The sequence below is a fragment of the Bradyrhizobium sp. SZCCHNRI2009 genome, assembly GCF_032485115.1.
Classification (GTDB): Bacteria; Pseudomonadota; Alphaproteobacteria; order Rhizobiales; family Xanthobacteraceae; genus Bradyrhizobium.
This window is the reverse complement of record NZ_JAUEUH010000006.1, coordinates 457257-483694: the sequence shown is the minus strand read 5'-3', so window position 1 is coordinate 483694 and position 26438 is coordinate 457257. Positions and strand designations below refer to the sequence as shown.

Below are 26438 nucleotides of genomic sequence, written 5' to 3'. Positions count from 1 at the left end.
GCTGCGAGTGCCTATATGCAACGCCATGACGATGCCTGCCGCCCAGCCTGACCGCCATCCCCTCGCAGTTCAACATCCGGAACTCGACGACGCCTCGATCCGCCTGCTGGTCGAGACCTTCTACGGGCGCGCAAGGGAGGACGAGCTGATCGGCCCGATCTTCAACCGTACCGTGGAGGATTGGGACGACCATATCGGCAGGATCAGCGATTTCTGGTCGTCGATGTTCCTGAAGACCGGCCGCTACAGCGGCGCGCCGATGCGGCCGCATCTGTTGCTATCGTTGCAGGGGCCGCATTTCGACCGCTGGCTGCAACTGTTCGAGGCGACGGCGAAGGACCTGTTCGCGCCGGAGCTCGCGGAGCTCTTCATCGTCCGCGCCCGCCGCATCGCCGACAGTTTCGAGATGGGCATCGCCAGCACGCGCGGCGACATCGCGCGCCCGCGCCATTCGGTCTGATCTCGGCCGCAAGCACGCGGGCGTTCGGGAAACGGCCATGCGGCCGTTCTGCGCTCAATGGCGCGTCATCGATTGCGCCGGCATGTTGAAGATCGCTTCGGAGAACGGGAACTCCAGCACGATCTCACCGTCCTCGTCGGTCACCTCGATGACGGCCGTCATCAGCGCCGCGTTGCCGCCTTCGGTCCGCAGCAGTTCCTTGATCATGTCGCGCGCGACTTCCCAGGCGCGGTCGGGACTGCGCAGCACCTCGCCGTCGGTGTCGGAGACCAGTTCCTCGCCGATCCGTGTGTTGAAGAAATATCTAGGCATCATCAGCTTCCAATGGGGTCGCGCGCTGGGGTTTTGAAGTCTCGAACATCTCACGACTGCTTTATCCGGCCAGCTCAGCCCCCCAAGCTAGGGACCGAATTGAACGGTGTTGCGAAGCCATCGATCACGAATTCGTTGTTTTCACGGCTCGTTCCGACGAAAACGGCAGCAACTCGCATCTGCAACTTCGCACTGCAATAAACAGGCCTGAGAGGCTCAAACAAAAAGATTCCACTGGCGAACTTTTCGTAGCACGGTAGTTTATTGCTGAGGACGATAACCGTCCCGACTTGAAGGAGAGGACAATGGCCTGGAAAGCACCGAAGATCGTTGAAGTGCCGGTCGGCATGGAAATCAACATGTACGCCTGCGCGGCCCGCAAATAATTCGCGGGTGTGACGTCCAGGTCTCGGCGATCAGGACGTCGACGCTTGAGGGTGGGGATCAGCGACTGCGTATGTGCCAGCCCGTACGCTGGTCGGATGTCCCACCCTCGTCACCTTCCCTGCGGGCGGTCCTGACCGTTGGTCAGCCTGCCTGTCGGAGATCCTGCCGCTGGTAATCGCGTGCGCCACCACAGCTGAATTCCAGGAGACGGCTCATGCTTCGCCTCGTCGTCCTGGGCGCCGCCGCAGGCGGTGGAGTGCCACAGTGGAATTGCGGCTGCGCCGTGTGCCGTGCCGCGCGCACCGATCATCCCGAGATCAGCAACAGCCAGGCCTCGGTCGCGGTCAGCGCTGATGGCGCCAACTGGTTCCTGATCAACGCCTCGCCCGATCTGCGCCAGCAGGTTACCCGCACGCCGCAACTGCATCCGAAGCCCGGCGCCCTGCGCCACAGTCCGATCGCCGGCGTGATCCTGACCAATGGCGAGATCGACGCGGTCACGGGGCTGCTGTCGATGCGCGAGAGTTCACCTTTCTCGATCCATGCGCACCCCAAGGTGCTTGCGATCCTCAGATCGAACAACATCTTCGATGTGCTGAAGGACGAGACCGTCAAGCGCGTGCCGATCGTGATCGACGTACCGTTCCGGCCGCTGCTGCAGGACGGCCGGCCCTCGGGCCTGGAGATCACGGCCTTCGCCGTCTCGGGAACGAGCGCGTGGTATCTGCGCGACAAGCAGCATCCCGGCGGCAGCTCCTCGACCGGCGACACGCTGGGCCTGAAGATCGCCGATCTCGAAGGCGGGCAATATTGCTACGTCATCGCCGCCTGTGCCGGCGTGGACGATGATCTGAGAACGAGATTGAGGGGCGCGCCCTTGGTGCTGTTCGACGGCACGGTGTGGCGCGACGACGAGATGATCCAGGCCGGACTCGGCAACAAGACCGGGCAGAGCATGGGACATATCGCGATGTCCGGAGAAAGCGGCGCGATCAAGCAGCTGGCGGACCTCGCGATCGGCAGGAAGGTCTTCCTGCACATCAACAACTCCAATCCGGCGTGGCTGCACGCCTCACCCGAGCGGCAAACGTTGGAACGCGAGGGATGGGAAATCCCCGCTGAAGGGATGGAGATCGTACTGTGAGTGAGGTCAATCTGAGCGGAATGACGGCGCTGTCGATCGGACGCGGCGTGACGCTGAACAGTGCAAGCGAATTGGAAGCAGCACTTCGCCATATCGGCGCGACGCGCTATCACAACCACCACCCGTTTCATAAGCTGCTGCACGGCGGCAAGCTCAACAAGGGCCAGGTGCAGGCCTGGGCGCTCAACCGCTACTACTACCAGTCGACGATCCCGCTGAAGGACGCGATGGTGATGACGCGCTTCCGCGACCGCGCCACGCGGCTGGAATGGCGGCACCGCATCGAGGATCATGATGGCGATGTCGGCAGCGAGGGCGGCATCGAGCGCTGGATCAAACTGACCGAAGGCCTCGGCCTCGACACGGCCTACGTCGAATCGACCGAAGGCATCCTGCCGGCCACCCGCTTCGCGGTCGAAGCCTATGTGCATTTCTGCCGCGACCGCTCGCCGCTGGAGGCGATCGCCTCGTCGCTGACCGAGCTGTTCGCGCCGAGCATCCATGAAGAGCGCATCTCGGGCATGCTCGAGCACTACGATTTCGTCAACAACGACACGATGAGCTACTTCAAGCGCCGTCTCACCCAGGCGCCGCGCGACGCGAACTTCGCGCTGCATTACGTCAAGGAGCACGCCACCACGCCGGAGCAGCGCGCCGCCGTGTGCAACGCGCTGATCTTCAAGACCAACGTGCTGTGGGTGCAGCTCGACGCGCTGTATCATGCCTATGTCGAGGGCCACATCCCGCCCGGCGCCTTCGTGCCGAAGGAGGGCTGAGCGTGGTCTTCGCGGCTCTCTCAAGGGTACCGGTGCCACCCTCCCCTGGAGGGGGAGGGTCGGCTCGCGCAAAGCGCGAGGCGGGGTGGGGTGAAGCCACCTGCCGCGGTGCGTATGGAGAGATCACCCCACCCCGTTGCGCATCGCGGGCGATGCGCAACGACCCTCCCCCTCCAGGGGAGGGTGGGCACCGCCGATGCCGCAGCATCGGACAGAACGCAACAATCATCGGCTAGAGACCCGCCATGGCCCCGCGTCACATCCAAGTTGCCGAGACCAGCCGCGTGGTGCTGCCGCGGCATGCCAAGCTGAAGTTCGACGAGACCCGGCAGGTCTGGGTGATCCTGGCGCCGGAACGCGTGCTGGCGCCGGACGAGATCGCAATCGAGGTGCTCAAGCTGTGCGATGGCGCGCGCAGCGTTGCTGATATCATCGACGAGCTCGCGGCGAAATATGCCGCGCCTCGCGACGTCATCGCGACCGATGTGGTTGCCATGCTGCAGGATCTCGCCGACAAGGGATTCCTGACCGAGGTTCGGGAGACGACATCATGACCGAGCTGACCGACACCTCACCGCCCATCGACAGCAATGACGGCCTCGCCGTGCTGGAGCGGCGCGGTTCCGTGGCCGAAACCTACGGCATTCCGCTCGCCGTGCTGCTCGAACTCACGCATCGCTGTCCGCTGCAATGCCCCTATTGCTCCAACCCGCTGGAACTCGATCGCGCCGGACAGGAGCTGACCACCACGGAATGGAAGAAGGTGCTGTCCGAGCTCGCCGAGATCGGCGTGCTGCAGATCCACTTCTCCGGCGGCGAGCCGACCGCGCGCAAGGATCTGGTCGAGCTGGTGCAGCATGCCAACGACGTCGGCCTCTACACCAACCTGATCACCTCGGCCGTGCTGCTGACGCGGGAGCGGCTGAAGGAGCTGGCCGATGCCGGGCTGTCCCATGTCCAGATCAGCTTCCAGGGCAGCGAGGCCGGCATCGCCGACCGCGTCGGCGGCTACAAGGGCGGCCACGTCAAGAAGCTCGAGGTCGCGCGCTGGACCCGCGAGCTCGACCTGCCGCTGACGGTCAACGCCGTGATGCACCGGCAGAACCTGCATCAGCTGCCCGACATCATCCAGATGGCGATCGATCTCGATGCCGACCGGCTCGAGGTCGCCAACGTGCAATATTACGGCTGGGCGCTGAAGAATCGCGCCAGCCTGATGCCGACCTACGCCCAGCTCGAAGAGACCGACCGCATGGTCGAGGAGGCGCGCGAGCGGCTGAAGGGCACGCTGACGATCGACTACGTCGTGCCGGACTACTACGCGCTGCGGCCGAAGAAGTGCATGGGCGGCTGGGGCCGGCAGTTCTTCAACATCTCTCCCTCGGGCAAGATCCTGCCCTGCCACGCCGCCGAGAGCATCACCGGGCTCGACTTCATGTCCGTGCGGTCGAACCATTCGATCGCCTGGATCTGGCAGAACTCCGAGGCCTTCAACCGCTACCGTGGCACCGGCTGGATGAAGGAGCCGTGCAAGTCCTGCGAGTTCCGCGAGATCGATTTCGGCGGCTGCCGCTGCCAGGCGTTCGCGCTGACCGGCGATGCGGGGAATACCGATCCGGCCTGTACGCTGTCGCCGCTGCACGAGAGCATCTTCAAGCAGGCCGAGCGTGACGCGGCCTCGGGCCAGGACCGCTTCCTCTATCGCAATTTCGCCGGCGGCACGCCCGAGAGCAATGATGCCTGACGCCGAAGCCGGCCGCGCCTCCGCGCGCCGCAGCGATCCGTTCGCGCCGCTGACGTCGGAATGGCTAGATGTCTCCGGCGGTCACCAGATCTACGTCGAGAGCAGCGGCTGCGCCGCCGGCATCCCCGCGGTCTATCTGCATGGTGGGCCGGGCTCCGGATGCCAGCCGGATCACCGCCGACTGTTCGATCCCGAGCGCTTCCATGCCGTGCTGTTCGACCAGCGCGGCGCCGGCCGCTCGCGTCCTGCGCGCAGCCGCGACAACAACACCCTGCCCGACCTGATCGCCGACATGGAGGCGATCCGCGAAAAGTTCGGTTTCGACCGCTGGATCGTCGCCGGCGGCTCCTGGGGCGCCACCTTGGCGCTGGCCTATACGCAGGCGCACCCGACGCGCGTCACGGGGCTGGTGCTGCGGGCGACGTTCCTCGGCACCCGTGCGGAAGTGGAGACGGCCTTCGGCGAGACGCTGGCGCGCTTTCACCCTGCCCTGCACCGCGACTTCCTGGAGGTGCTGCCGGAGAACGAACGCGCCAACCCGTGCGACGCCTATTTCCGCCGCATCCTCGATCCCGATCCGGCGATTCATGGCCCGGCTGCGCGCGCCTGGCACGACACCGAGCGGGCGCTGTCCGAGATCAAACCGGCCCGCGCCCATCTGGATCGGCTCGCCATCCGTTCCGGCACCGCCTTGCCGGCGACGCCGTTCATGGAGGCGCATTACTTCTCGCAGGACAGCTTCATGGCGAAAGGCCAGTTGCTGCGTGATGCGAGCAGGCTCAGCGGGATTCCCGGAATCATCGTGCAAGGCCGCTATGACCTGCTCTGTCCGCCCTCCACCGCCGCGCGCCTGGCCGAAATCTGGCGCGACGCCGAAATCCGTGTCGTCGAAGCCGCAGGTCACAATCTTTATGATCCCGGCATCCGCGATGCGGTCATGAAAGCCATCTGCGATATGGCGACGCGCACGACTGCGCCTTAAACACATGGTCATCTCTCCTCATCCTGAGGAGCCATGCGCGGCATGGCGTCTCAAAGGATGAGGCCCCAGACATCCCCCGCCTCATGGTTCACCAGGCAATGCGCAGCATTGTCCGGGAGACGCGCCAAGTGACGCCCTCACCATGAGGATTGGCCGCTGAACAAGGACATCTGCAATGCCCATCGCCGGGAAAGGCATGCTTTTGACATCGATGAACATCGATGCTGAGCATGAAGCCGATTTCAACCATTGGTATGACAGCGAACATCTCGAAGAGCGCGTGGCCATCCCCGGCTTCATCGAGGCGCGACGCTATGTCGCCGAGCAGGGCAGCCCGAAATATCTCTGCCTATATTCGACCGAAACGATCGACGTGCTCGACAGCGCGGCCTACCGCGCCCGGCTGGAGTCGCCGACGGAATGGTCGAAGGCGGTGATGGCGCGGTTCAAGAACATGATCCGCAGCGTCGCGCGCATCACGATCTCGATCGGCGCCGGTCGCGGCGCCGTGCTGGGCATCATCCGCCTGCGGCCCAAACCCGGGCAGGACAAAGCGTTGCGCGACGCGCTGCAGGTCGAGCTCGACCCAAGCAAGCTGAGGGGCATCATCTCAATGCATCTGCTCGAAGGCGATGCCGACCTCTCCGGTCCCGCGGCCGGAGTTCCTGCGAGCTCGCGCGATGCCGACTGGTTCATCCTCATCGACGGTACCGACAGTCATGCCATCGCCACCTTGATGACCACCCGCTTCGCGGCGATCGACGGTCCGCTGGCGACGCAGATCTCGGCCGGCATCTATCGCCTGATGTGGGACTTGAGCCGCGCCGACATCGCGGCGGCGAAGTGAGTTAGATCCCGCCTCTCTCCACATCGTCATGGCCGGGCTCGTCCCGGCCATCCACGTTGTGCGGCATCCTGGGAACGACGTGGATGCCCGGGACAAGCCCGGGCATGACGGTGGAGCGCGTGGCAGCCCGCGTGCTCCACCCTCCATTCTTTAATTTATCATCATCCTCGCAATCTATCGTCACCGAAAATGCCGCATCGCAACACGTGGCAGCATCAGGCCGGCAATGCGGCGCCGCACACTGTGCATGAGGGGCAGCTTTGCAAATTTGCCTTTGTGCGCGCCTTGGAATGGCTCTAGTCTGATAAGACTATTCAATTGAGCCATTCAAAAAACAGAAGGGCGACGAACAGGACCTGCTCCGGACCCACATCGATCCCTAGCCGATCCTGAACAAGCAGTCGTCCTCACGTCAGGAAGGCCGCGCGCTCATGGTTCGCCGCGCGGACAGGGTATGAATGAGAGCGACTGATATCTCGGCCCCCGACTACTTTCACAAAGTGGTCGACTGCCAATGGGCTTGTCCCGCACACACTCCGGTCCCTGAATACATCCGCCTGATCGCTGAGGGTCGCTACAGCGACGCCTACATGATCAATTGGAAATCGAATGTATTCCCGGGCATTCTCGGACGCACCTGCGATCGCCCTTGCGAGCCCGCCTGCCGACGGGGGCGTGTCGAGGAAAGCCCGGTCGCGATCTGCCGCCTGAAGCGCGTTGCGGCCGATTTCAAGGACGACATCCATCAGCGCCTGCCGCGCCCTGCCCCGAAGAACGGCCGGCGCATCGCGCTGGTCGGCGGCGGCCCGGCCTCGCTGACGGTGGCGCGCGATCTCGCGCCGCTCGGCTATCACTGCACCGTGTTCGATGCCGACCCAAAGCCCGGCGGCATGATGCGCTCGCAAATCCCCAAATTCCGCCTGCCCGACAGCGTCATCGACGAGGAGACGGGCTACGTGCTCGGCCTCGGCGTCGACTACAAGGCCGGCCATCGCGTCGACAGCCTCAAGACGCTGCTGGCCGAGAACTATGATGCCATCTTCATCGGCTCCGGCGCGCCACGCGGCCGGGAGCTGAACATTCCCGGACGCAAGGAAGCCGCCGCGAACATCCATCTCGGCATCGACTGGCTCTCCAGCGTCTCGTTCGGACACACCGACAAGATCGGCAGGCGCGTGATCGTGCTCGGCGGCGGCAACACCGCGATGGATTGCTGCCGCACCGCGCGACGGCTCGGCGGCGAGGACGTCAAGGTCATCGTGCGCTCCGGCTTCGAGGAGATGAAGGCGTCGCCCTGGGAGAAGGAGGACGCGCTGCACGAGGACATTCCGATCCTCAACTATCTCGTGCCGGTCGCCTTCAATCACGACAATGGCAGGCTCACCGGCGTCACCTTCCAGAAGGTGAAGGCCGAATATGACGCCAGCGGCCGTCGCTCGCTGGTGCCGTCGGGCGAGCCCGATGTGACCTATGACTGCGACGACGTGCTGGTCGCCGTCGGCCAGGAGAACGCGTTCCCCTGGATCGAGGCCGATTGCGACATCGCGTTCGACAAATGGCACATGCCGGTGGTCGATCCGACAACCTTCGTCTCGACCAACCCGAAAGTGTTCTTCGGCGGCGATGCGGCATTCGGTCCGAAGAACATCATCTGGGCGGTCGCCCAGGGCCACGAGGCGGCGCTGTCGATCCACCGCCTGCTGTCCGGCGAGGACATCACCGAGCGGCCGCTGCCCGAGGTGCATGTCTCCTCGCAGAAGATGGGCATCCATGAATGGAGCTATGACAACGACGTTTCGTCCGAGAAGCGCTTCAAGGTGCCGCACCGCGACAAGGTGGTCGCGCTGAAGGACATCCGCGCCGAAGTCGAGCTCGGCTACGACGTCAAGCTCGCGCTCGGCGAGGCGCATCGCTGCCTGAATTGCGACGTGCAGACGGTGTTCTCCGACACGCTGTGCATCGAATGCGACGCCTGCGCCGACATCTGTCCGATGGACTGCATCACCTTCACCGACAACGGCGAGGAGGCGGATCTGCGTTCGCGCCTGAAGGCGCCGGCGCCGCATCCCGACCAGAGCCTCTACGTGTCCTCGGATCTGAAGACCGGGCGGGTGATGGTGAAGGACGAGGACGTCTGCCTCCATTGCGGCCTGTGCGCCGAGCGCTGTCCCACCGGTGCGTGGGACATGCAGAAATATTTCATCGAGACGACTCACGCAGGTAACGCATGTCCCAGCAAGCGCCGCTCAGCAGCGTAAACGACTTCGTCGTCCGCTTCGCCAACGTCAACGGCTCCGGCTCGGCCAGCGCGAACGAACTCTTCGCGCGCGCCGTGCTCCGCCACGGCGTGCCGGTCAGCCCGCGCAACATCTTCCCGTCGAACATCCAGGGCCTGCCGACCTGGTACGAGGTGCGCGTCACCGAAGCGGGCCATCTCGGCGCCCGCGGCGGCGGCACTGATCTGATGGTGGCGATGAACCCGCAGACCTGGGACAAGGACGTCGCCGGTATCGCGCCGGGCGGCTATCTGTTCTACGATTCCACCAAGCCGATGCCGGCAACCAAGTTCCGCGACGACATCACCGTCATCGGCGTGCCGCTGACCGCGATCACCAACTCGACCTATTCGGATCCGCGCCAGCGCCAGCTGTTCAAGAACATCATCTATCTCGGTGCGCTCTCAGCGCTGCTCGACATGGATCCGAAGCTGATCGAGCAACTGATCGGCGAGCAGTACAAGGGCAAGGAGAAGCTGCTCTCCTCCAACGTCCACGCGCTGCATCTCGGCCGCGACTGGGCGCTGCAGAATTTGAAGTGCCCGATCGGCCTGCGCATCAAGAAGGCCGACAAGGTCGGCGACCGCATCTTCATCGAGGGCAACAACGCCGCCGCGCTCGGCGCCGTCTATGGCGGCGCCACGGTCTGCGCCTGGTACCCGATCACGCCGTCGTCGTCGCTGGCCGAAGCGTTCAGCAACCACTGCAAGAAACTGCGGCACGATCCGGAAACCGGGCAGGCCAAATACGCGATCGTGCAGGCCGAGGACGAGCTCGCCTCGATCGGCATGGTGGTTGGCGCGTCCTGGAACGGCGCCCGCGCCTTTACCACGACATCGGGCCCCGGCGTGTCGCTGATGACCGAGTTCATCGGCCTCTCCTACTTTGCCGAGATCCCGGCCGTGATCATGAACGTGCAGCGCGCCGGCCCCTCGACCGGCATGCCGACGCGGACGCAGCAATGCGACCTGATCGCCTGCGGCTATGCCTCGCACGGCGATACCAAGCATGTGATGCTGTTCCCCGAAGATCCGGCGGAGGCGTTTGAGTTTGCCGCTGCGGCGTTCGACCTCGCCGAGCGGCTACAGACCACGATCTTCCTGATGCTCGATCTCGACATCGGCATGAACCAGCGGCTGTCCCGGCCGCTGAAGTGGGACGACGCCAAGCAGTATGACCGCGGCAAGGTGATGACGGCGGAAATGCTCGACGAAGGCCGCGACTTCGGCCGCTATCTCGACGTCGACGGCGACGGCATTCCGTTCCGCACCTACCCCGGCACGCATCCGACGAAGGGCTCCTACTTCACCCGCGGCACCTCGCGTGACCGCTACGCGCGCTATTCCGAGGAAGGCGCCGTCTATGCCGACAACGTGCAGCGCCTGCTGCGCAAGTTCCAGACCGCGCAGGACATGGTGCCGCGGCCGCTGCAGGCCAATGCGAGCAAGCCGACCAGATATGGCGTGATCTATTTCGGCTCGACCGCGCCGGCGATGGACGAGGCAATCGGACTGCTGGAGGCGCGCGGCTGTCAGCTCGACCGCCTGCGCATCCGCGCCTTCCCGTTCCATTCGAGCGTGGCGAGCTTCATCGCCGAGCACGACTTCGTCTATGTGGTCGAGCAGAACCGCGACGCGCAGCTGCGCCAGCTGATCGTCACCGAGAACGGCATCGACCCGGTCCGGCTGGTGCCGATCCTGCATTATGACGGCACGCCGATCACGGCGCGCTTCATCGCCGATGCGATCGGCGACCACCAGGACCACATCAAGGTCACACCGCTGCGCAAGGCGGTGTCATGACTTTACAGCCACTCTCTCCACGGTCATGCCCGGGCTTGACCCGGGCATCCACGCCTCTCTTTCCTCGGACTCCCACGTGGATGGCCGGGACAAGCCCGGCCATGACGGCACTGGGCGACAGGGTGCTCTCATGACCTACATCGCAAAGCCGAAATTCCAGCATCCCGGCATCAAGAAGAACGCACTCGGCTACAGCCATCGCGACTACGAGGGCAAGATCTCGACCTTGTGCGCCGGCTGCGGCCACGATTCGATCACGGCCTCGATCATCGAGGCCTGCTTCGAGCTGTCGATCGAGCCGCATCGGGTGGCAAAAATCTCCGGCATCGGCTGCTCGTCGAAGACGCCGGACTACTTTCTCGGCAATTCGCACGGCTTCAACACCGTGCACGGCCGCATGCCCTCGGTGCTGACGGGCGCCAACCTCGCCAACCGCGAGCTGATCTATCTCGGCGTCTCCGGCGACGGCGATTCCGCCTCGATCGGCTTCGGCCAGTTCGCCCACGCGATCCGGCGCGGCGTGAACATGACCTATATCGTCGAGAACAACGGCGTCTACGGCCTAACCAAGGGCCAATTCTCGGCGACCGCCGACCGCGGGTCGAAGTCGAAGAAGGGCGTCACCAACACCGACAATCCGATCGACCTGGTCGGCATCGCGCTGCAGCTCGGGGCCACCTATGTGGCGCGGTCGTTCTCCGGCGACAAGAAGCAGCTGGTGCCGATCATCGAGGGCGCCATCCGGCACAAGGGCGCGGCGTTCATCGACGTCATCAGCCCGTGCATCGCGTTCAACAATCACGCCGGCTCAACCAAGAGCTTCGACTATGTCCGCGAGCACAACGATGCCGTGAACCGGTTGGACGTGCTGACCGGGCGCGATCCGATCGAGATCGACCAGGATCCGGGCACGGTGCAGATCGTCGAGCAGCACGACGGCTCCAGGCTGGCGCTGCGCAAGATCGACGCCGACTACGACCCGCACGACCGGCTCGGCGCCATGACCTTCCTCCAGAAACATGCCGCGCAAGGCCAGATCGTGACCGGCCTGCTCTATGTCGACCCTGAGGCCGACGATCTGCACAGCCACCTCAACACGGTGGAGCGACCGCTCAACCGGCTGGAGGCAGCGGATCTGTGCCCTGGGCAGGCCGCGCTCGACAAAATCAATGCGAGTCTGCGCTAGGCAGACCGCTGCGTGGAAAGCGTGTGCTCTGTAGCCGTCCTTCGAGACGCCCGCCTCCGGCGGGCTCCTCAGGACAAAGGTGGAGTGCATTGCGCCCGCTTCTGGCGGGGCTATCGCATTTCACAATCGGAGTTTTGCGCTTGTCTATCTCCACGTCATGGCCGGGCTTGTCCCGGCCATCCACGTCGTTCGGCACGCTGATAACCACGTGGATGCCCGGGACAAGCCCGGCCATGACGGAGTAACTAACTATCAGATCGTTCGTTGCGACAGCTCGGCATATCCTGGTGAGCCGCGCCCTCGCTCCTCATCATGAGGAGCGCCGCAGGCGCGTCTTGAACCATGAGGCCCGTCATCGTTGATGACGATTACGCCCGCAACGCGCTTGCCCAGACGCGATCGAGCTGCGCGATCGCCTCGCGCAGCGGCAGCGCGGACAGCGCGTCATCTCCGCCGGTCACAAGGCCGAACTCCCGCAGCCTGATCAAGGCCTCCTCGACATTGAACGCGCGGCTCAATCCAAACATCTGCTGCAGCAACTCCTCGACATGGCTGCACAATGCTGCACGCGAGAGCGGCACCGACGCCAGCAGCAGGCCGCCATAGGCCAGCATCGCTTCCTTCCAGTCCTGGTCCTCGGCCTCGCCGATCAAATAGTTGAAGATGCCGGAATTGTTGTTGACGTTGCGGAAGTAGATGTTGTCGGTGACCTGCTTCTGATGGATCAGCGACTGGCGATGGAAGTTGCCCCATTGCCGCAGGATGAAGGCGCCGAGCGCGAACAATCCCGACAGCGCCGCCAGCGCCTGCTCCGTATCGTTGTCGTGCACGGTGCCGCTGAGGCCGAGATAAAAGCCGGCGACGATGAACAGCACGGTGAGCGTCGAAGCCAGCTTGAGCAGGATCGGTACGCCGCCGACCAGCGCCGGCACGCCCAGCGTCAGTTGCTCGCGCAGGCCCATGACGACGCGGACGTTCGGCAGCAGCGCCTCGAGGTCGAAGCGCGCGATGTGGCGGAAATATTTGAACAGCACCGCGCCGCCGCGGATCTTGTTGCGGCCACGCCAGGCGGCGGTCTTGCGCTTCTTCTGAGACGGCTCGTCTGGCCTGGTCGCGACCATCAGGATGATGTCGTCGTAGACCTCGATCTCCTGCTTGCGCCTCCGCAGGCCATACAGCATGGGGACCTCGATGGTCTCTTGATGCGTGCCGCGCCGGAACATGCGGACGGCGCGAAAGTCGGAGACCGGCGCCCTCAGCTTGACCCTGACAAGCGCGTGCTCGGCGAAGGCGCGCTCGATCTCATCGTGGCTGATCTCGATGAAGTTCGCTTCGCTCAGCACCCGGACGAATTCGTCGGTGAGGTTGCAATAGGCGGTGTCGAGCTCCTGAGCGGAGCGATGGCGGCCGGCGGGGACCTCGGGATCGAAGTCGAAATAGACGTCGCGCAGCCGATCGAGCTCGTCGAAATATTCGTGGTGCAGGATGGCGCCGAGCATGTGCGCCAGCTGGCGCAGGTCGGCCGCCAGGGCGTCATCCAGACCGCCATGCGAAATGACGGTGTCCAGGACGTCGGACTTGCGTATCGGAATGAACCGGTCCCGCCGATCCGTTGCCGCCGTCTGCTTTGGTCCAACCACGCGCCTTACGCCCGAGCTTTGATCATCGTCCGCAACGGCCGGCTGCAACCACCCGGCCAACGGCCGGCACCATAGCGGGCTCATCAGCCTTGCGCCACTCGACGCGGGATGGAAAAGCTCGGTGAGGCCGGCCGGGAGGGAGGGAGAGATCGTGACCAATGATGTAAAGAGGGCGTCCGCATTTCGCGCCATTCGCGCCATCGACTACACGGTGATCCTCGCCCGCGACTGGGACGTCATGCGGCAGTTCTACGAGGAGATCCTGGGCTTCCCGCTGCTCCGGGAACTGTCGCAGGGGTGGATCGAATTTCAGATCGGCCCCAACACGCTCGCGCTCGCTCGGCCGCAGCGGCTGACATCGGACCGGCCGACACCGCCGGGAAGCGCGGCGCTTCAACTCGCCTTCAAGGTGGGACGCGACGACGTCGACCGCTGCGCGGCCGAGCTGACGGAGAAGGGCGTCGCGCTCCTGGAGCAGCCGAGGGACCAGCCCTTCGGCCATCGGACGCTGTTCTTCAGGGATCCCGACGGCAATCTGCTGGAGATCTTCGCGGAAATCTGACGTCGCTCAGGGCTTGGCGGCCGCGCTAGGCGGCCGCCGGTTGTATCCGGGGATTGAGCACGTACTCCTTCAGCACCTTGTCGGTGGCGGCGTCGACTTCGACCAGCGACACGTCGTAGCTCCAGAGATCGGCGAGATGCTGCAGCACGCGCTTGGTGTCGGTCTCGTTGAGCTGGGCGCCCTTGACCACCGTATGCCGCAGCATCAGGCGGCGATCGCCGGCGAGATCGACATCGACCACCTCGATGTTCGGGTCGATGTAGCCGACATCGTACTGTTTCGACAGCTCGCGCCGGATGCGGCGATAGCCGCGCTCGTCATGGATGGCGTCGACCAGGATGCCGGCACGTTCGGCCGGATCGTCATGCAAATGGAACAGCTTGAAGTGCCGGATCAGGTTGGGGCTGAGGAACTGGCTGATGAAGCTCTCGTCGCGATAATTCGCCCAGACGTCACGCAGCACCGCCATTTCGTCGCCGGTGCCGGCGATGTCCGGAAACCATTCGCGATCCTCGTCGGTCGGGTCCTTCACGATGCGCTCGATGTCCTGCATGATCGCAAAGCCGAGCGCATACGGGTTGAAGCCGGAGAAGCGCGGATCGTCGAACTCCGGCTGGAACACGACGTTGGTGTGCGACTGCAGGAACTCCAGGAAGTTGCCGTCGGTGAGGCGGCCGTCCTGGTGCAGCCGGTTCATGATGCGATAGTGCACATAGGTCGCCGTGCCCTCGTTCATGACCTTGGTCTGGCCCTGCGGATAGAAATACTGCGCGATGTGGCGAACGATGCGCAGCAACTCGCGCTGCCAGGGCGCCAGCCGCGGCGCGGTCTTCTCCAGGAAATAGAGCAGGTTCTCCTGCGGGAGGCCGAGCAGCGCGCGACGGCGCTCGACGTTCAGCATCGCATTGGTCTTGACCGGGCCGGTCGGCACCGTGCGCCAGAGATCGTTGAACTGGCCCTCCTCGTAGAGCCTGCGCTTGCCCGCGCGCTTCTCCTCCTCGCGGAAGTCGAGCTTCTTCTTGCCGGGATAGCGGTCGACGCCGTGCGACATCAGCGCATGCGCCGCGTCGAGCGTATGCTCGACCGCGAGCCGGCCATAACGCTCCTCGCATTGCGCGATGTAGCCGCGGGCGAAATCGAGATAGTCGAGGATGCCGTCGGCGTCGGTCCACTGCTTGAACAGGTAGTTGTTCTTGAAGAAATGGTTGTGGCCGAACGCCGCGTGCGCGATCACCAAGGTCTGCATCGTCGCCGTGTTCTCCTCCATCAGATAGGAGATACAGGGCGAGGAGTTGATCACGATCTCATAGGCGAGGCCCATCAGGCCCTTGCGGTACGAGGCCTCGTGATAGGCGAAGTGTTTGCCGAACGACCAGTGCTTGTAGAACAGGGGCATGCCGACCGAGGAATAGGCGTCGAGCATCTGCTCGGCCGTGATCACCTCGATCTGGTTGGGATAGGTGTCGAGCCCGAGCTCCTTCTCGGCGACGGCTTCGCAGGCATCGTGGATGCGCTGCAGGGTGAGGAAATTCCAGTCTGCGCCCTCGAACAGCAGCCCGCTCATGACGCCGCCCTCTCCTGCGTGGTGCCGCGACGCTGAAACAGGTCGTGGAACACCGGGAAGATCTCGCTGCGGTCGCGGACCTTGCGCATCGACAGCGGCTCGCCATTGGCGCGCAGCCGCTCATACAGCGACCACAGCGCCGAGTCCGGCATCTCGAACGAATAGGTGCCGGATTCGCCGACCTCGAGATAGGCGAAGAACTGCGACACCGGCAGGATGTTGTCGGTCAAGAGCCGCGCGACGTTCTCGGAATCCGAGGTGGCGTTGTCGCCGTCGGAGGCCTGCGCCGCGTAGATGTTCCAGTCCGAGGGGCGGAAGCGCGAGCGGACGATGTCGTGCATGCATTGCAGGGCGCTCGACACCAAGGTGCCGCCGGACGCCGGTCCGTAGAAGAACGTCTGCTCGTCGACCTCCTCGGCGCGATCGGTATGGCGGATGAAGACGATCTCGACATGGCGGTAGCGCCGGGTCAGGAACACGTAGAGCAGCATGTAGAACCGCTTAGCGAGGTCCTTCATGTGCTCCGACATCGAGCCGGACACGTCCATCAGGCAGAACATCACGGCCTGTGCGATCGGCTTCGGCACGGCCTCGAAGCGCCGGTAGCGGATGTCGATCGGATCGATGAAGGGGATGCGCTTGGCCTTCGCCTTCAGCGCCTCGATCTCGGCCAGAAGCGCGGCGCGCTTGTCGTCGTCGGTCTCCTGCTCCAACTGGGCTTCGAGCTCGGCAATCGCCTCCGGCCGTGGACGGCGCAGCGCGACGCGGCGGGCCAAGGCGCGGGTGACGGTGCGGCTGATCGAGATATTGGCCGGCGAACCCGAGGTCGAATAGCCCGCGCGTACCAGCCCCTCGCTCTCGGCCTCGGCGAATTTGCGCTTGGCGAGATCGGGCAGTTCGAGATCGTCGAGGAAGAGGTTGACGAACTCCTCCTTGCTCAGCACGAAGCGGAACGCGTCCTCGCTGTCGCCTTGTCCGGGCGCCGACTTGCGGCCGCTGCCGTCGCCGGAGCGCGGCAGGATGTCGCCTTCGACGAACTTCTTGTTGCCGGGCAACACCATGTCGCGGGTGCCGCCCTCGCGGCGGAAGCGAGGCTCGTCCATGCCGTCGAGCGGGATCGAGACCTCGCCGCCCTCCAGCACGTCCTTGATGTCGCGGTCCTGCGAGGTCTTCTTGACCGCTCCCTGAACCAGGGCCTTGGCGCGGCGCAAAAATCGCTGGCGATTTTCGAGACTTTTGCCGCCCGGATTCAGGCGCCGATCAATGATGTGCATGACCACGTTCCATACGCCTCCTGCTGCAGCGGCTTCGACTCCTGCTCTCCCCCGCCGCGATGCCGCGGTGCAGTATCGGACCCGACACTGCAACGGCACCCTCTGCCTGTCCGACGCCTCCCAGCGAAGCTCAGCGTCGAACGTTTCGCTCGTTTCGTAGCCCTGGCGCCGACGTCAGACCGATGGCCTGCCGCACCTGCAGTGAACATCGGCGCCGGACCACGATCAACCGGCCTGCTTCACGCGCATGTACCACTCGACCAGCCGGCGGACCTGCCGCTCGGTGTAGCCGCGTTCGACCATGCGCGCGACGAAGTCGTCGTGCTTCTTCTCGGTCTCGCCGTCCTTCTTGGTACCGAACGAGATGACCGGAAGCAGATCCTCGACCTGCGAGAATATCCTCTTTTCGATGACTTCGCGGATCTTTTCGTAGGAGGTCCAGGACGGATTTTTGCCACCATTCTGGGCCCGGAAGCGCAGCGAGAACTTGACAACCTCGTTGCGGAAATCCTTCGGGTTGGCGATCCCGGCCGGCTTCTCGATCTTGGTCAGCTCCTGGTTCAGCAGCTCGCGATTGAGCAGCTGTCCCGTATCGGGATCCTTGAAGTCCTGATCCTCGATCCAGGCATCGGCGTAGTCGACGTAGCGGTCGAACAGGTTCTGGCCGTAATCGGAGTAGGATTCCAGATAGGCCTTCTGGATCTCGTGACCGATGAACTCGGCGTAGCGCGGCGCCAGATCCGCCTTGATGAATTCGAGGTAGCGCTTCTCGATCTCCTCGGGCAGTTGCTCGCGCTTGATCGACTGTTCCAGCACGTACATCAGATGCACGGCATCGGCCGACACTTCCGCCGTGTCGTGATTGTAGGTCGCAGCCAGCACCTTGAAGGCAAAGCGCGTGGAGATGCCGTCCATGCCCTCGTCGACGCCGGCGGCGTCGCGATATTCCTGCACGCTGCGCGCCTTCGGATCGGACTCCTTGAGGCTCTCGCCGTCATAGACCCGCATCTTGGCGTACAACGTCGAATTCTCGTGCTTGCGCAGGCGCGACATCACCGAGAATCTGGCGAGCGTGTCCAAGGTCGCGGGCGCGCACGGCGCGGCGGAGAGCTCGGAGCCCTGGATCAGCTTCTCATAGATCTTGCGCTCCTCGGTGACGCGCAGGCAGTACGGCACCTTGATGACGCAGATGCGGTCGATGAAGGCCTCGTTGTTCTTGTTGGTCTTGAAGCTCTGCCACTCCGCCTCGTTGGAGTGGGCGAGGATCACGCCATTGTAGGGAATCGCGCCGATGTTCTCGGTGCCGATATAGTTGCCCTCCTGCGTCGCCGTCAGCAGCGGATGCAGCATCTTGATCGGCGCCTTGAACATCTCGACGAATTCGAGGATGCCCTGGTTGGCGCGGTTGAGGCCGCCCGAATAGGAGTAGGCGTCGGGATCGTTCTGGGCGTAGGTTTCGAGCTTGCGGATGTCGACCTTGCCGACCAGCGAGGAGATGTCCTGGTTGTTCTCGTCGCCGGGCTCGGTCTTGGCGATGCCGATCTGGCGCAGCCGCGACGGCTGGATCTTGGCGACGCGGAACTGCGAGATGTCGCCGCCGAAGGCTTCGAGCCGCTTGTAGCACCACGGGCTCATCAGGCCCGACAGGCGGCGGCGCGGAATGCCGTATTTCTCCTCGAGCATCGGGCCCAGCGTGTCGGGATCGAACAGGCCGAGCGGCGACTCGAACACGGGGCTCAACTCATCTCCCGCCTTGAGCACGTAGATCGGATGAGTTTCCATCAACTGCTTCAACCGTTCGGCGAGCGACGACTTGCCGCCGCCGACCGGTCCGAGCAGATAGAGGATCTGCTTGCGCTCTTCGAGACCCTGCGCGGCGTGCCGGAAGAAGCCGACGATGCGCTCGATCGTGTCTTCCATGCCGTAGAAGCCGGCGAACGCGGGATACAGCCGAACCGTCCGGTTCAAAAAAATACGGCCAAGGCGTGGGTCCTTGGCCGTATCGATCATCTGAGGCTCACCGATCGCAGCTAGTAGTCGTTCAGCGGCGTTCGCGTATCGCATCGGGTCGGTTCGACACGATTCTAGATATTCCTGCATCGACATGTCGGTCTGGCTGCGTGCCTCGAACGACCTTGCGAACGCGTTGAACAACGAATCGTTGTACATGATCCCTCTCCACGTAGGTTCCGCTGCACTGCTGCAACGGGCCGAGATCCAAGTACGTTCCTGCTGATCCCGAACCGACTCAGAGTGAAGCGCGCTAGCCCCCATTGGGCACCGTCTTCGTCCTTTTCCGCAACGCAAAGTGCATGCAGCATATGCCCTATCAACATGCACTTCGCTCAATAGTTCGGCAAAAGCCGGCCGACTCTCTCCATTTGTACCCCATTGTCTCTGCTTCGCAACATCCGCAATACCCCGGCACCGTAGTCTTCCTGCGCCGCACAAGGTGTTGTGAAGCCACGTGAACTGGCGGCGAGACAGCACCGGGATCAGTCTGTCTTCCGGAAGTGAACCGCGAGTGAACGCCAACGGTCGCGCAGCTGCGCCAGGCAGCGAATGTCTCATTCGCGGAGCGACATGATGCGCGCCGGCCACGGTGGTCGAACAGATGGCCCCGCTGCGAGCACATCAACCATCGCTCACGCGACGCCATCGTGATCAGGCGAGCGATGAACGCGCGCATCTCACAGCCATCTGCACACATGTTCACCGCTAGAACCGAATGCCGTGACGTAACGCGCGGCCGAAACCGGACGGATCACTCGATGCTGATCATTGCCATGATCAGGTTGCGGCTCGCCACCGAATGTCTGCAAGCAGAAAGCATCATGGGTTATCCGCCGATCACGAGCCGCAGCCGACGCGACAATCGCAAGACGCTCGCCTTGATCCGTGACGTGAGGCACCATTACCCAGAACACATGTGGCCGCTTTCCGGCATTGCAAGGCGGAGAAGGTTTGATCGACGGCATTTGCTCGCGACGATGGGAGACCTCCGGCGCGCGGGTGTCGCGGAGGCCGACGCGAGCCGAACGCTGGCCGCGCTTGGCGAACCTTCGCCACGCCTTGGTCGAACGGTCGGCAGCAGGCTTCAGGCTGCCTGCACGTCTCCCGCGGGGCGCGCGCCGCCGGCACGTCGAGCCCGGCGCGAAGCTCTTGGGATTCCAGAGGGATCAATCCATTATGAATGGCGTTCTCCTGTGGGCTGGCGCATAGTTGTTCATGTGACGTCCACGACCTGGCAGGCCGCCAGGCGGGAACCCGAAAAAGCAAGCCGACGCACATAGATAGGCATCATGAATCCGGTCAAAGCTCTCGAAGAACACGGCCAGGCGGTCTGGCTCGATTTCCTCGCACGCGGCTTCGTCGCCAAAGGCGACCTGAAGCGGCTGATCGATGAGGATGGCGTCAAGGGCGTCACCTCGAATCCCGCGATTTTCGAGAAGGCGATCGGCAGCTCCGATGAATATGACGCGCCGATCGCCACGGCGCTGAAGAACGGCGATCGATCGCCGACGCAGCTGTTCGAGGCCGTCGCCGTCGAGGACATCCAGAATGCTGCCGACGTGCTGCGGCCGGTCTACGACCGCTTCGATGGCAATGACGGCTTCGTCAGCCTCGAAGTCTCGCCCTATCTGGCGATGGACAGCAAAGCGACCATCACCGAGGCCGAACAGCTCTGGAAGGCGGTCGACCGCAAGAATCTGATGATCAAGGTGCCGGCGACCGACGCCTGCCTGCCGGCCATCCAGCACCTGATCTCCAAGGGCATCAGCGTCAACATCACCTTGCTGTTTTCGCAAGACGTCTACCGGCAGGTCGCCGAAGCCTACATTGCCGGCCTCGAGGCCTACGTCGGCGCCGGCGGCGATCCGTCGCATGTCGCCAGCGTGGCGTCGTTCTTCGTCAGCCGCATCGACAGCGTGGTCGACAAGCAACTGGACGAGAAGATCGCCCAGGCCAACGATCCCTCGGAGAAGGAGCGGCTGGCGGCGCTCAAGGGCAGGATCGCCATCGCCAACGCCAAGATGGCGTATCAGGATTACAAGCGGCTGTTCGCAGGCGCGCGCTGGGAGCGGCTGGCCGAGCAAGGCGCCAAGCCGCAGCGGCTGCTCTGGGCCTCCACAGGTACCAAGAACAAGGATTACAGCGATGTCCTCTATGTCGAGGAGCTGATCGGGCCGAACACCGTCAACACTGTGCCGCCGGCCACGCTGGACGCCTTCCGCGATCACGGAGAGGTGCGCGACAGTCTGGAGGAAGACGTCGATGCCGCCCAGGCCGCCCTGGAGCATCTGGCGAAGACCGGCATCTCGCTCGACGACATCACCGCAGATCTCGTGGTCGACGGCGTCAGGCAGTTCGCGGACGCCGCCGACAAGCTCTACGGCGCGGTTGCGCACAAGCGCGCCGTCGTGCTGGGGACAGGACTTGGGCAGCAGACGATCGCCGTTGCTGCTGATCTCGAGAAGAAGGTCGCCTCCGCTACCGAGGACTGGCGCAAGGACGCCAGGATCCGCCGGCTCTGGTATAAGGATGCGACCGTCTGGACCGGCCATGACGAGCACAAATGGCTGGGCTGGCTGACCAGCGCGGAGAAAGCCGATATCGGCGATTATGAGGACTATGCGCAGCGGGTGAAGGGACAGAAGTTTTCCGACGCCGTGGTCCTCGGCATGGGCGGCTCCAGCCTCGGGCCGGAAGTGCTCGCCGAGACGTTCCCGCGCAGGGCCGGCTTCCCCAGGCTGCACGTACTCGATTCCACCGACCCCGCGCAGGTGCGCGCGATGGAGAAGGCGATCGACATCACCCGTACGGTGTTCATCGTCTCCTCGAAGTCGGGCGGCACCACCGAGCCGAACGCGATGAAGGACTACTTCTTCGCGCGCGTCTCCGAGGCGATCGGGCCGAAGAAGGCCGGCCATCGCTTCATTGCCGTGACCGATCCCGGCTCGTCGCTGGAGAAGGCGGCCAAGGCGCAAGGCTTCGCCCGCATCTTCCACGGCGAGCCGACCATCGGCGGCCGCTATTCGGTGCTGTCGCCGTTCGGCCTGGTGCCGGCCGCCACCGCCGGCATCGACGTGCGCAGGCTGATTACGCAGGCGCTGTCAATGGTGCGCTCCTGCGGGCCCGACGTGCCGCCGCTGCAGAACCCGGGCGTTCAGCTCGGCTTGGCGATGGGTCTCGCCGGCCTCGAAGGCCGCGACAAGATAACGATCTTCGCCTCGCCCAAGATCGCCGATTTCGGTGCCTGGGCCGAGCAGTTGATCGCGGAGTCCACGGGCAAGGAAGGCAAGGGCCTCATCCCGATCGATGGCGAGCCAGTCGCCTCGCCCGAGGTCTACGGTCATGATCGCTTCTTCATCGACATCAGGATCGGCGGCGACGACGTGGCCGGCCATGATGCAAAGCTCGCCGCGCTCGAGGAGGCCGGCCATCCGGTCGTGCGCATCGTCATGAAGTCGATCGACCAGCTCGGCCAGGAATTCTTCCGCTTCGAAATGGCGACCGCCGTTGCCGGCGCCGTGCTCGGCATCAACCCGTTCGACCAGCCCGACGTCGAATCGGCCAAGATCAAGACCCGCGAACTGACGGCGGCGTTCGAGCAGAGCGGCGCGCTGCCGGCCGAGGAGCCGGTGGTCTCGATCAAGGGCTGCGAGCTCTACACGGATGCACAGAACGTCGAGAGCCTGCGCGAGCATGGCGCCGACGGCACGCTCGCGTCCTGGCTGAAGGCGCATCTCGGCCGCGCCGGCGACGGCGACTACATCGCCCTGCTCGGCTATATCGACCACAACGCAGGCAATATCGACACGCTGCAGCGGATCCGGCTGAGGCTGCGCGATGCCAAGCACCTCGCCACCTGCGCCGAGTTCGGTCCGCGCTTCCTGCACTCGACCGGCCAGGCCTACAAGGGCGGTCCGGACAGCGGCGTGTTTCTCCAGATCACGGCCGACGATGCCCAGGATCTGCCGATCCCCGGGCAGAAGGCGAGCTTCGGCGTGATCAAGGCGGCGCAGGCGCGCGGCGACTTCGACGTACTCACCGAGCGCGGGCGTAGGGCTCTTCGGGTCCATCTCAAGGGCAATCTGAAATCGGGCCTGAAGATGCTCGACAGCGCGATCAGTGAAGCGCTGAGCTAGGAAGGGCATCGTCGATGCAATTGGGAATGATCGGTCTCGGGCGGATGGGCGGCAACATCGTGCGCCGCCTGATGCGCGCCGGACACGCCTGCGTGGTCTATGATCGCGACGCAAAGGCCGTCGCCGCGCTGGTTTCCGAGGGCGCCACCGGCGCCGCGAGCCTCGAGGAGTTCGTCGGCAAACTCGCCCTCCCGCGGCACGCCTGGATCATGCTGCCAGCCGGCAAGATCACGGAAGCCACCGTCGAGCAGCTCACCAAGCTGATGAGCCGAGACGACGTCGTCATCGACGGCGGCAACAGTTTCTGGCAGGATGACGTCCGCCGCGGCAAGGCGCTCAAGGAGCGCGGTCTGCACTACGTCGACGTCGGCACCTCCGGCGGAGTCTGGGGCCTCGACCGCGGCTACTGCATGATGATCGGCGGCGACAAGCCGGTCGTCGACCGGCTCGATCCGATCTTCGCGACGCTAGCGCCAGGCATCGGCGACATCCCGCGCACACCGGGCCGTGACGGCCGCGACCCGCGCGTCGAACAGGGCTACATCCATGCGGGGCCGACTGGCGCCGGCCATTTCGTCAAGATGATCCACAACGGCATCGAATATGGCCTGATGCAGGCCTATGCCGAGGGCTTCGACATCCTCAGGAATGCGAACAGCGCGGCGCTGCCCGAGGCGCATCGCTTCGACTTCGATCTCGCTGACATCGCCGAGGTGTGGCGCCGCGGCAGCGTCATTCCGTCCTGGCTGCTCGACCTCACCGCCAGCGCGCTCGCGCGGCAGCCCGGTCTGGAGAAATATTCCGGCTATGTCGAGGATTCCGGCGAGGGCCGCTGGACCGTGAATGCGGCGATCGACGAAGCGGTGCCGGCCGAGGTGTTGACCGCCGCCTTGTTCGCCCGTTTCCGCTCGCGCCAGGAGCACACCTTCGCGGAAAAGATTCTCTCGGCGATGCGCGAAGGCTTTGGCGGGCACAAGGAGCCTGAACAGCACCCAGACCCGGCGCGCCAGAGCGCGCCCGAGATCGTCAAGCCCAGGGACGACCGCGCGTGACCCCGCTGCATCCGCACCAGCCGCAACATCAGAAGCCTGACGCTTGCGCCTTCGTGATCTTCGGTGTGACCGGCGATCTGACCCATCGGCTCGTCTTGCCATCGCTTTACAATCTCGCGGCCAATCATCTGCTGCCGGACAGGTTCTGCATCGTCGGCATTGCCCGCAAGGGCACGTCGAGCGAGCAACTGCGCGACAATCTCATGGAAGGCCTACGCAAATACGCCACACGCCCGATCGAGGATGAGATCGCGCAGCGCCTGTTGCAATGCGTGACTGCGATTGAGGCCGATCCGAAGGAGCCGGAAAGCTTCGATCAGTTGAAGGCGAAGCTGGAAAAGCTGGAAGCCGCGCGGGAGACCCACGGCAATCGGCTGTTCTATCTCGCGACGCCGCCGAGCGCCTTTGCGCCGATCGCGCAACAGCTCGGGCGCGTCGGGTTGCTGCGCGAGGACGGCAAGGCTTGGCGCCGCCTCGTGGTGGAAAAGCCGTTCGGCACCGACCTCGCCTCGGCCAAGAAGCTGAACGACGAGCTTCTGCAGCTCGTGACCGAGCACCAGATCTACCGGATCGATCATTACCTCGGCAAGGAGACGGTGCAGAACATCCTGGTGCTGCGTTTCGCCAATGGCATGTTCGAGCCGATCTGGAACAGGCATCACATCGACCACGTGCAGATCACCGTCGAGGAGAAGCTCGGCGTCGGCACGCGCGGCAGCTTCTACGACGCGACCGGCGCGCTGCGCGACATGGTCCCCAACCATCTCTTCCAATTGCTGTCGCTGGTGGCGATGGAGCCGCCGGCACGGTTCGATGCGCATACCGTCCGCTCCGAGAAGGCGGAGGTGCTGTCGGCGATCCAGCCGTTGAGCGAACGGGAGGCGCTGCTCAATTCGGTGCGCGGCCAGTACACGGCTGGCATGATCGGCGACGCCGAGCTGCCCGACTATCTGAGGAGCAAGGACGTCCGCCCCAACAGCACCACCGAGACCTATGCCGCCTTCAAGCTCACGATCGACAATTGGCGCTGGGCCGGCGTTCCGTTCTATCTGCGCACCGGCAAGGCGCTCGGCGCCAAGCGCACCGAGGTCGCGATCAAGTTCCGCCAGGCGCCGTTCGCGATGTTCAGTTGCACGCCGATCGAGACCTTGGCCGAGAACTATCTGGTCATCGGCATCGAGCCGACCCAGAGCATCACGCTGCAGTTCAACACCAAGGTGCCCGGCCCCACCATCCGCACCGATGGCGTGCAGATGAAGTTCAATTACAAGGACTATTTCCAGGCCGAGCCCGCCACCGGCTACGAGACGCTGATCTATGACTGCATGATCGGCGACAACATCCTGTTCCAGCGCGCCGACAGCGTCGAGGCCGGCTGGAAGGCCGTCGAGCCGTTCATCGGGGCGTGGAAGAAGGCCGGCCGCGATGGCCTGCATTCCTACGCGGCCGGCAGCGAGGGACCTGAGGCGGCGGCCGATCTCCTGGCCCGCGACGGCCGCAGCTGGCGCAAGCTGATTTAGCCGTGGCCGGGCCGCAGAACCGCAAACTCGTGCGAGTCGCGGACCAGGCGACGATGGCGAGGGTCGCGGCCGAACATCTCCTGGCCCGCATCGACGCAAATCCGGGGACCATAGCCGTCTGCCTCACCGGGGGATCGAGCCCGAGGCAGCTTTATCAGCTGCTGGCGACGGACGCCTATCGCGAGCGGATTGCATGGCCGCGCGTGCACTGGTTCATCGGCGACGAGCGCTATGTTCCGGCCGGAGATCCCCTGCACAACATGACCATGGCCCGCCACGCGTTCCTCGATGCCTGCGCGCCGGCCGCCAACATCCACCCGATCGCGACCGATAGGTCGGACCCGGAGGCCAGTGCCCGCGACTATCAGCGCACGCTGGAAGCGTTCTACGGCGCCGGGCGGCTCGCCCCCGCGCGGCCGCTGTTCGACCTTGTGCTGCTCGGCATCGGCCCCGACGGCCATGTCGCGTCGCTATTCCCCGGTTTTCCCGCCGTTGATGTCGCCGATCGCTGGGTCGTCGGCGTCGACAAGGCTCACGTCGCTCCCTTCGTGCCGCGGATCAGCCTGACCTTGCCTGCGCTCGCCTCCTGCCGAACCATGCTGTTTGAGATCGCCGGTACCGACAAGCGCGCGATCATGACGCGGGTGCTGGCCGGTGAGGACCTGCCGGCCAATCGCGCCCGCTCAAATCGGGAGACGATCCTGCTCATCGACAGCGAGGCCTGGCCGGAGGGGCGAAGTGGCGACATCTGACCTGCCCCA

Annotated in this window: 22 protein-coding genes; 17 read left to right on the top strand and 5 right to left on the bottom strand. The window is 64.4% G+C overall.

Features of this window, described 5'->3' with window-relative positions:
- The first annotated feature begins 25 nt into the window (after positions 1–25).
- Positions 26–460 (top strand): group III truncated hemoglobin, encoded by a 435-nt coding sequence (locus tag QX041_RS23475; RefSeq protein ID WP_315828337.1) that lies wholly within the window; start codon positions 26–28, stop codon positions 458–460.
- Positions 461–514: 54 nt separating this feature from the next.
- On the opposite strand, the gene QX041_RS23470 is transcribed toward QX041_RS23475, so the two are convergent.
- Positions 515–772 (bottom strand): DUF6894 family protein, encoded by a 258-nt coding sequence (locus tag QX041_RS23470; RefSeq protein WP_315718026.1) that lies wholly within the window; start codon positions 770–772, stop codon positions 515–517.
- A 305-nt stretch (positions 773–1077) separates the two neighbouring features.
- On the opposite strand from QX041_RS23470, the gene pqqA reads away from it, so the two are divergent.
- The 10 genes from pqqA to QX041_RS23420 all read left to right on the top strand — a co-directional run bounded on the left by pqqA (position 1078) and on the right by QX041_RS23420 (position 11916).
- Positions 1078–1158 (top strand): pyrroloquinoline quinone precursor peptide PqqA, encoded by an 81-nt coding sequence (pqqA, locus tag QX041_RS23465; protein WP_012029362.1) that lies wholly within the window; start codon positions 1078–1080, stop codon positions 1156–1158.
- 215 nt (positions 1159–1373) lie between these two features.
- A complete protein-coding gene (pqqB, locus tag QX041_RS23460) occupies positions 1374–2303 on the top strand; it encodes a pyrroloquinoline quinone biosynthesis protein PqqB (RefSeq protein WP_315718025.1) in 930 nt (309 codons plus the stop codon).
- A gap of 20 nt (positions 2304–2323) precedes the next feature.
- The gene (gene pqqC, locus QX041_RS23455) at positions 2324–3079 is read left to right on the top strand and encodes a pyrroloquinoline-quinone synthase PqqC (RefSeq protein WP_409977980.1); all 756 of its coding nucleotides are present in this window, start codon (positions 2324–2326) and stop codon (positions 3077–3079) included.
- 245 nt (positions 3080–3324) lie between these two features.
- Positions 3325–3633, top strand: a complete 309-nt coding sequence (gene pqqD, locus QX041_RS23450; protein ID WP_315828310.1) for a pyrroloquinoline quinone biosynthesis peptide chaperone PqqD — start codon at positions 3325–3327, stop codon at positions 3631–3633.
- Entirely contained in the window at positions 3630–4823 is a 1194-nt protein-coding gene (gene pqqE, locus QX041_RS23445) for a pyrroloquinoline quinone biosynthesis protein PqqE (RefSeq protein ID WP_316166635.1), read from the top strand. Before pqqD ends, pqqE begins: the two co-directional genes overlap by 4 nt.
- A complete protein-coding gene (gene pip / locus QX041_RS23440; protein WP_316166634.1) occupies positions 4816–5805 on the top strand; it encodes a prolyl aminopeptidase in 990 nt (329 codons plus the stop codon). Before pqqE ends, pip begins: the two co-directional genes overlap by 8 nt.
- A gap of 175 nt (positions 5806–5980) precedes the next feature.
- Complete coding sequence (locus tag QX041_RS23435; RefSeq protein ID WP_315750210.1) at positions 5981–6652, top strand: DUF4286 family protein; 672 nt, start codon at positions 5981–5983, stop codon at positions 6650–6652.
- Between the two features lie 458 nt (positions 6653–7110).
- On the top strand, positions 7111–8910 hold the full coding sequence (locus QX041_RS23430) for an FAD-dependent oxidoreductase (RefSeq protein ID WP_316166632.1): 1800 nt from the start codon (positions 7111–7113) through the stop codon (positions 8908–8910).
- A complete protein-coding gene (locus QX041_RS23425) occupies positions 8880–10730 on the top strand; it encodes a 2-oxoacid:acceptor oxidoreductase subunit alpha (RefSeq protein WP_315718017.1) in 1851 nt (616 codons plus the stop codon). The genes QX041_RS23430 and QX041_RS23425 overlap by 31 nt, the downstream gene beginning before the upstream one ends.
- A gap of 130 nt (positions 10731–10860) precedes the next feature.
- Positions 10861–11916 carry a 2-oxoacid:ferredoxin oxidoreductase subunit beta gene (locus QX041_RS23420; protein ID WP_315718016.1) on the top strand — a complete coding sequence of 352 codons (1056 nt, stop codon included), beginning with the start codon at positions 10861–10863 and terminating at the stop codon, positions 11914–11916.
- A gap of 368 nt (positions 11917–12284) precedes the next feature.
- Here the strand turns inward: QX041_RS23420 and QX041_RS23415 are convergent, their stop codons facing one another.
- Entirely contained in the window at positions 12285–13556 is a 1272-nt protein-coding gene (locus QX041_RS23415) for a TMEM143 family protein (protein ID WP_315718015.1), read from the bottom strand.
- A gap of 151 nt (positions 13557–13707) precedes the next feature.
- Here QX041_RS23415 and QX041_RS23410 point away from each other — a divergent pair, with 151 nt between their 5' ends.
- Positions 13708–14118: a VOC family protein gene (locus QX041_RS23410; protein WP_316166630.1), complete on the top strand. Its 411-nt coding sequence runs from the start codon at positions 13708–13710 to the stop codon at positions 14116–14118.
- Between the two features lie 25 nt (positions 14119–14143).
- Here QX041_RS23410 and QX041_RS23405 read toward each other — a convergent pair whose 3' ends face one another.
- The 3 genes from QX041_RS23405 to QX041_RS23395 all read right to left on the bottom strand — a co-directional run bounded on the left by QX041_RS23405 (position 14144) and on the right by QX041_RS23395 (position 19125).
- Positions 14144–15682: a SpoVR family protein gene (locus tag QX041_RS23405; RefSeq protein ID WP_315828312.1), complete on the bottom strand. Its 1539-nt coding sequence runs from the start codon at positions 15680–15682 to the stop codon at positions 14144–14146.
- The gene (locus QX041_RS23400) at positions 15679–16956 is read right to left on the bottom strand and encodes a YeaH/YhbH family protein (protein ID WP_315718011.1); all 1278 of its coding nucleotides are present in this window, start codon (positions 16954–16956) and stop codon (positions 15679–15681) included. The genes QX041_RS23405 and QX041_RS23400 overlap by 4 nt, the downstream gene beginning before the upstream one ends.
- A gap of 225 nt (positions 16957–17181) precedes the next feature.
- A complete protein-coding gene (locus tag QX041_RS23395; protein WP_315718010.1) occupies positions 17182–19125 on the bottom strand; it encodes a PrkA family serine protein kinase in 1944 nt (647 codons plus the stop codon).
- A 602-nt stretch (positions 19126–19727) separates the two neighbouring features.
- Between QX041_RS23395 and QX041_RS23390 the strand changes: the two genes are divergently transcribed.
- Genes QX041_RS23390 through pgl form a run of 5 tightly spaced genes read left to right on the top strand, consistent with a single transcriptional unit; the run spans position 19728 to position 26429 of the window.
- Positions 19728–20249, top strand: a complete 522-nt coding sequence (locus QX041_RS23390) for a hypothetical protein (RefSeq protein ID WP_316166629.1) — start codon at positions 19728–19730, stop codon at positions 20247–20249.
- 9 nt (positions 20250–20258) lie between these two features.
- Positions 20259–23105: a bifunctional transaldolase/phosoglucose isomerase gene (locus QX041_RS23385; protein WP_316166628.1), complete on the top strand. Its 2847-nt coding sequence runs from the start codon at positions 20259–20261 to the stop codon at positions 23103–23105.
- A gap of 14 nt (positions 23106–23119) precedes the next feature.
- A complete protein-coding gene (gene gnd / locus QX041_RS23380) occupies positions 23120–24157 on the top strand; it encodes a phosphogluconate dehydrogenase (NAD(+)-dependent, decarboxylating) (protein WP_316166627.1) in 1038 nt (345 codons plus the stop codon).
- On the top strand, positions 24154–25677 hold the full coding sequence (gene zwf, locus QX041_RS23375; protein WP_315718006.1) for a glucose-6-phosphate dehydrogenase: 1524 nt from the start codon (positions 24154–24156) through the stop codon (positions 25675–25677). Before gnd ends, zwf begins: the two co-directional genes overlap by 4 nt.
- Positions 25678–25679: 2 nt before the next feature.
- The gene (gene pgl / locus QX041_RS23370; RefSeq protein WP_315718005.1) at positions 25680–26429 is read left to right on the top strand and encodes a 6-phosphogluconolactonase; all 750 of its coding nucleotides are present in this window, start codon (positions 25680–25682) and stop codon (positions 26427–26429) included.
- Positions 26430–26438: the final 9 nt, after the last annotated feature.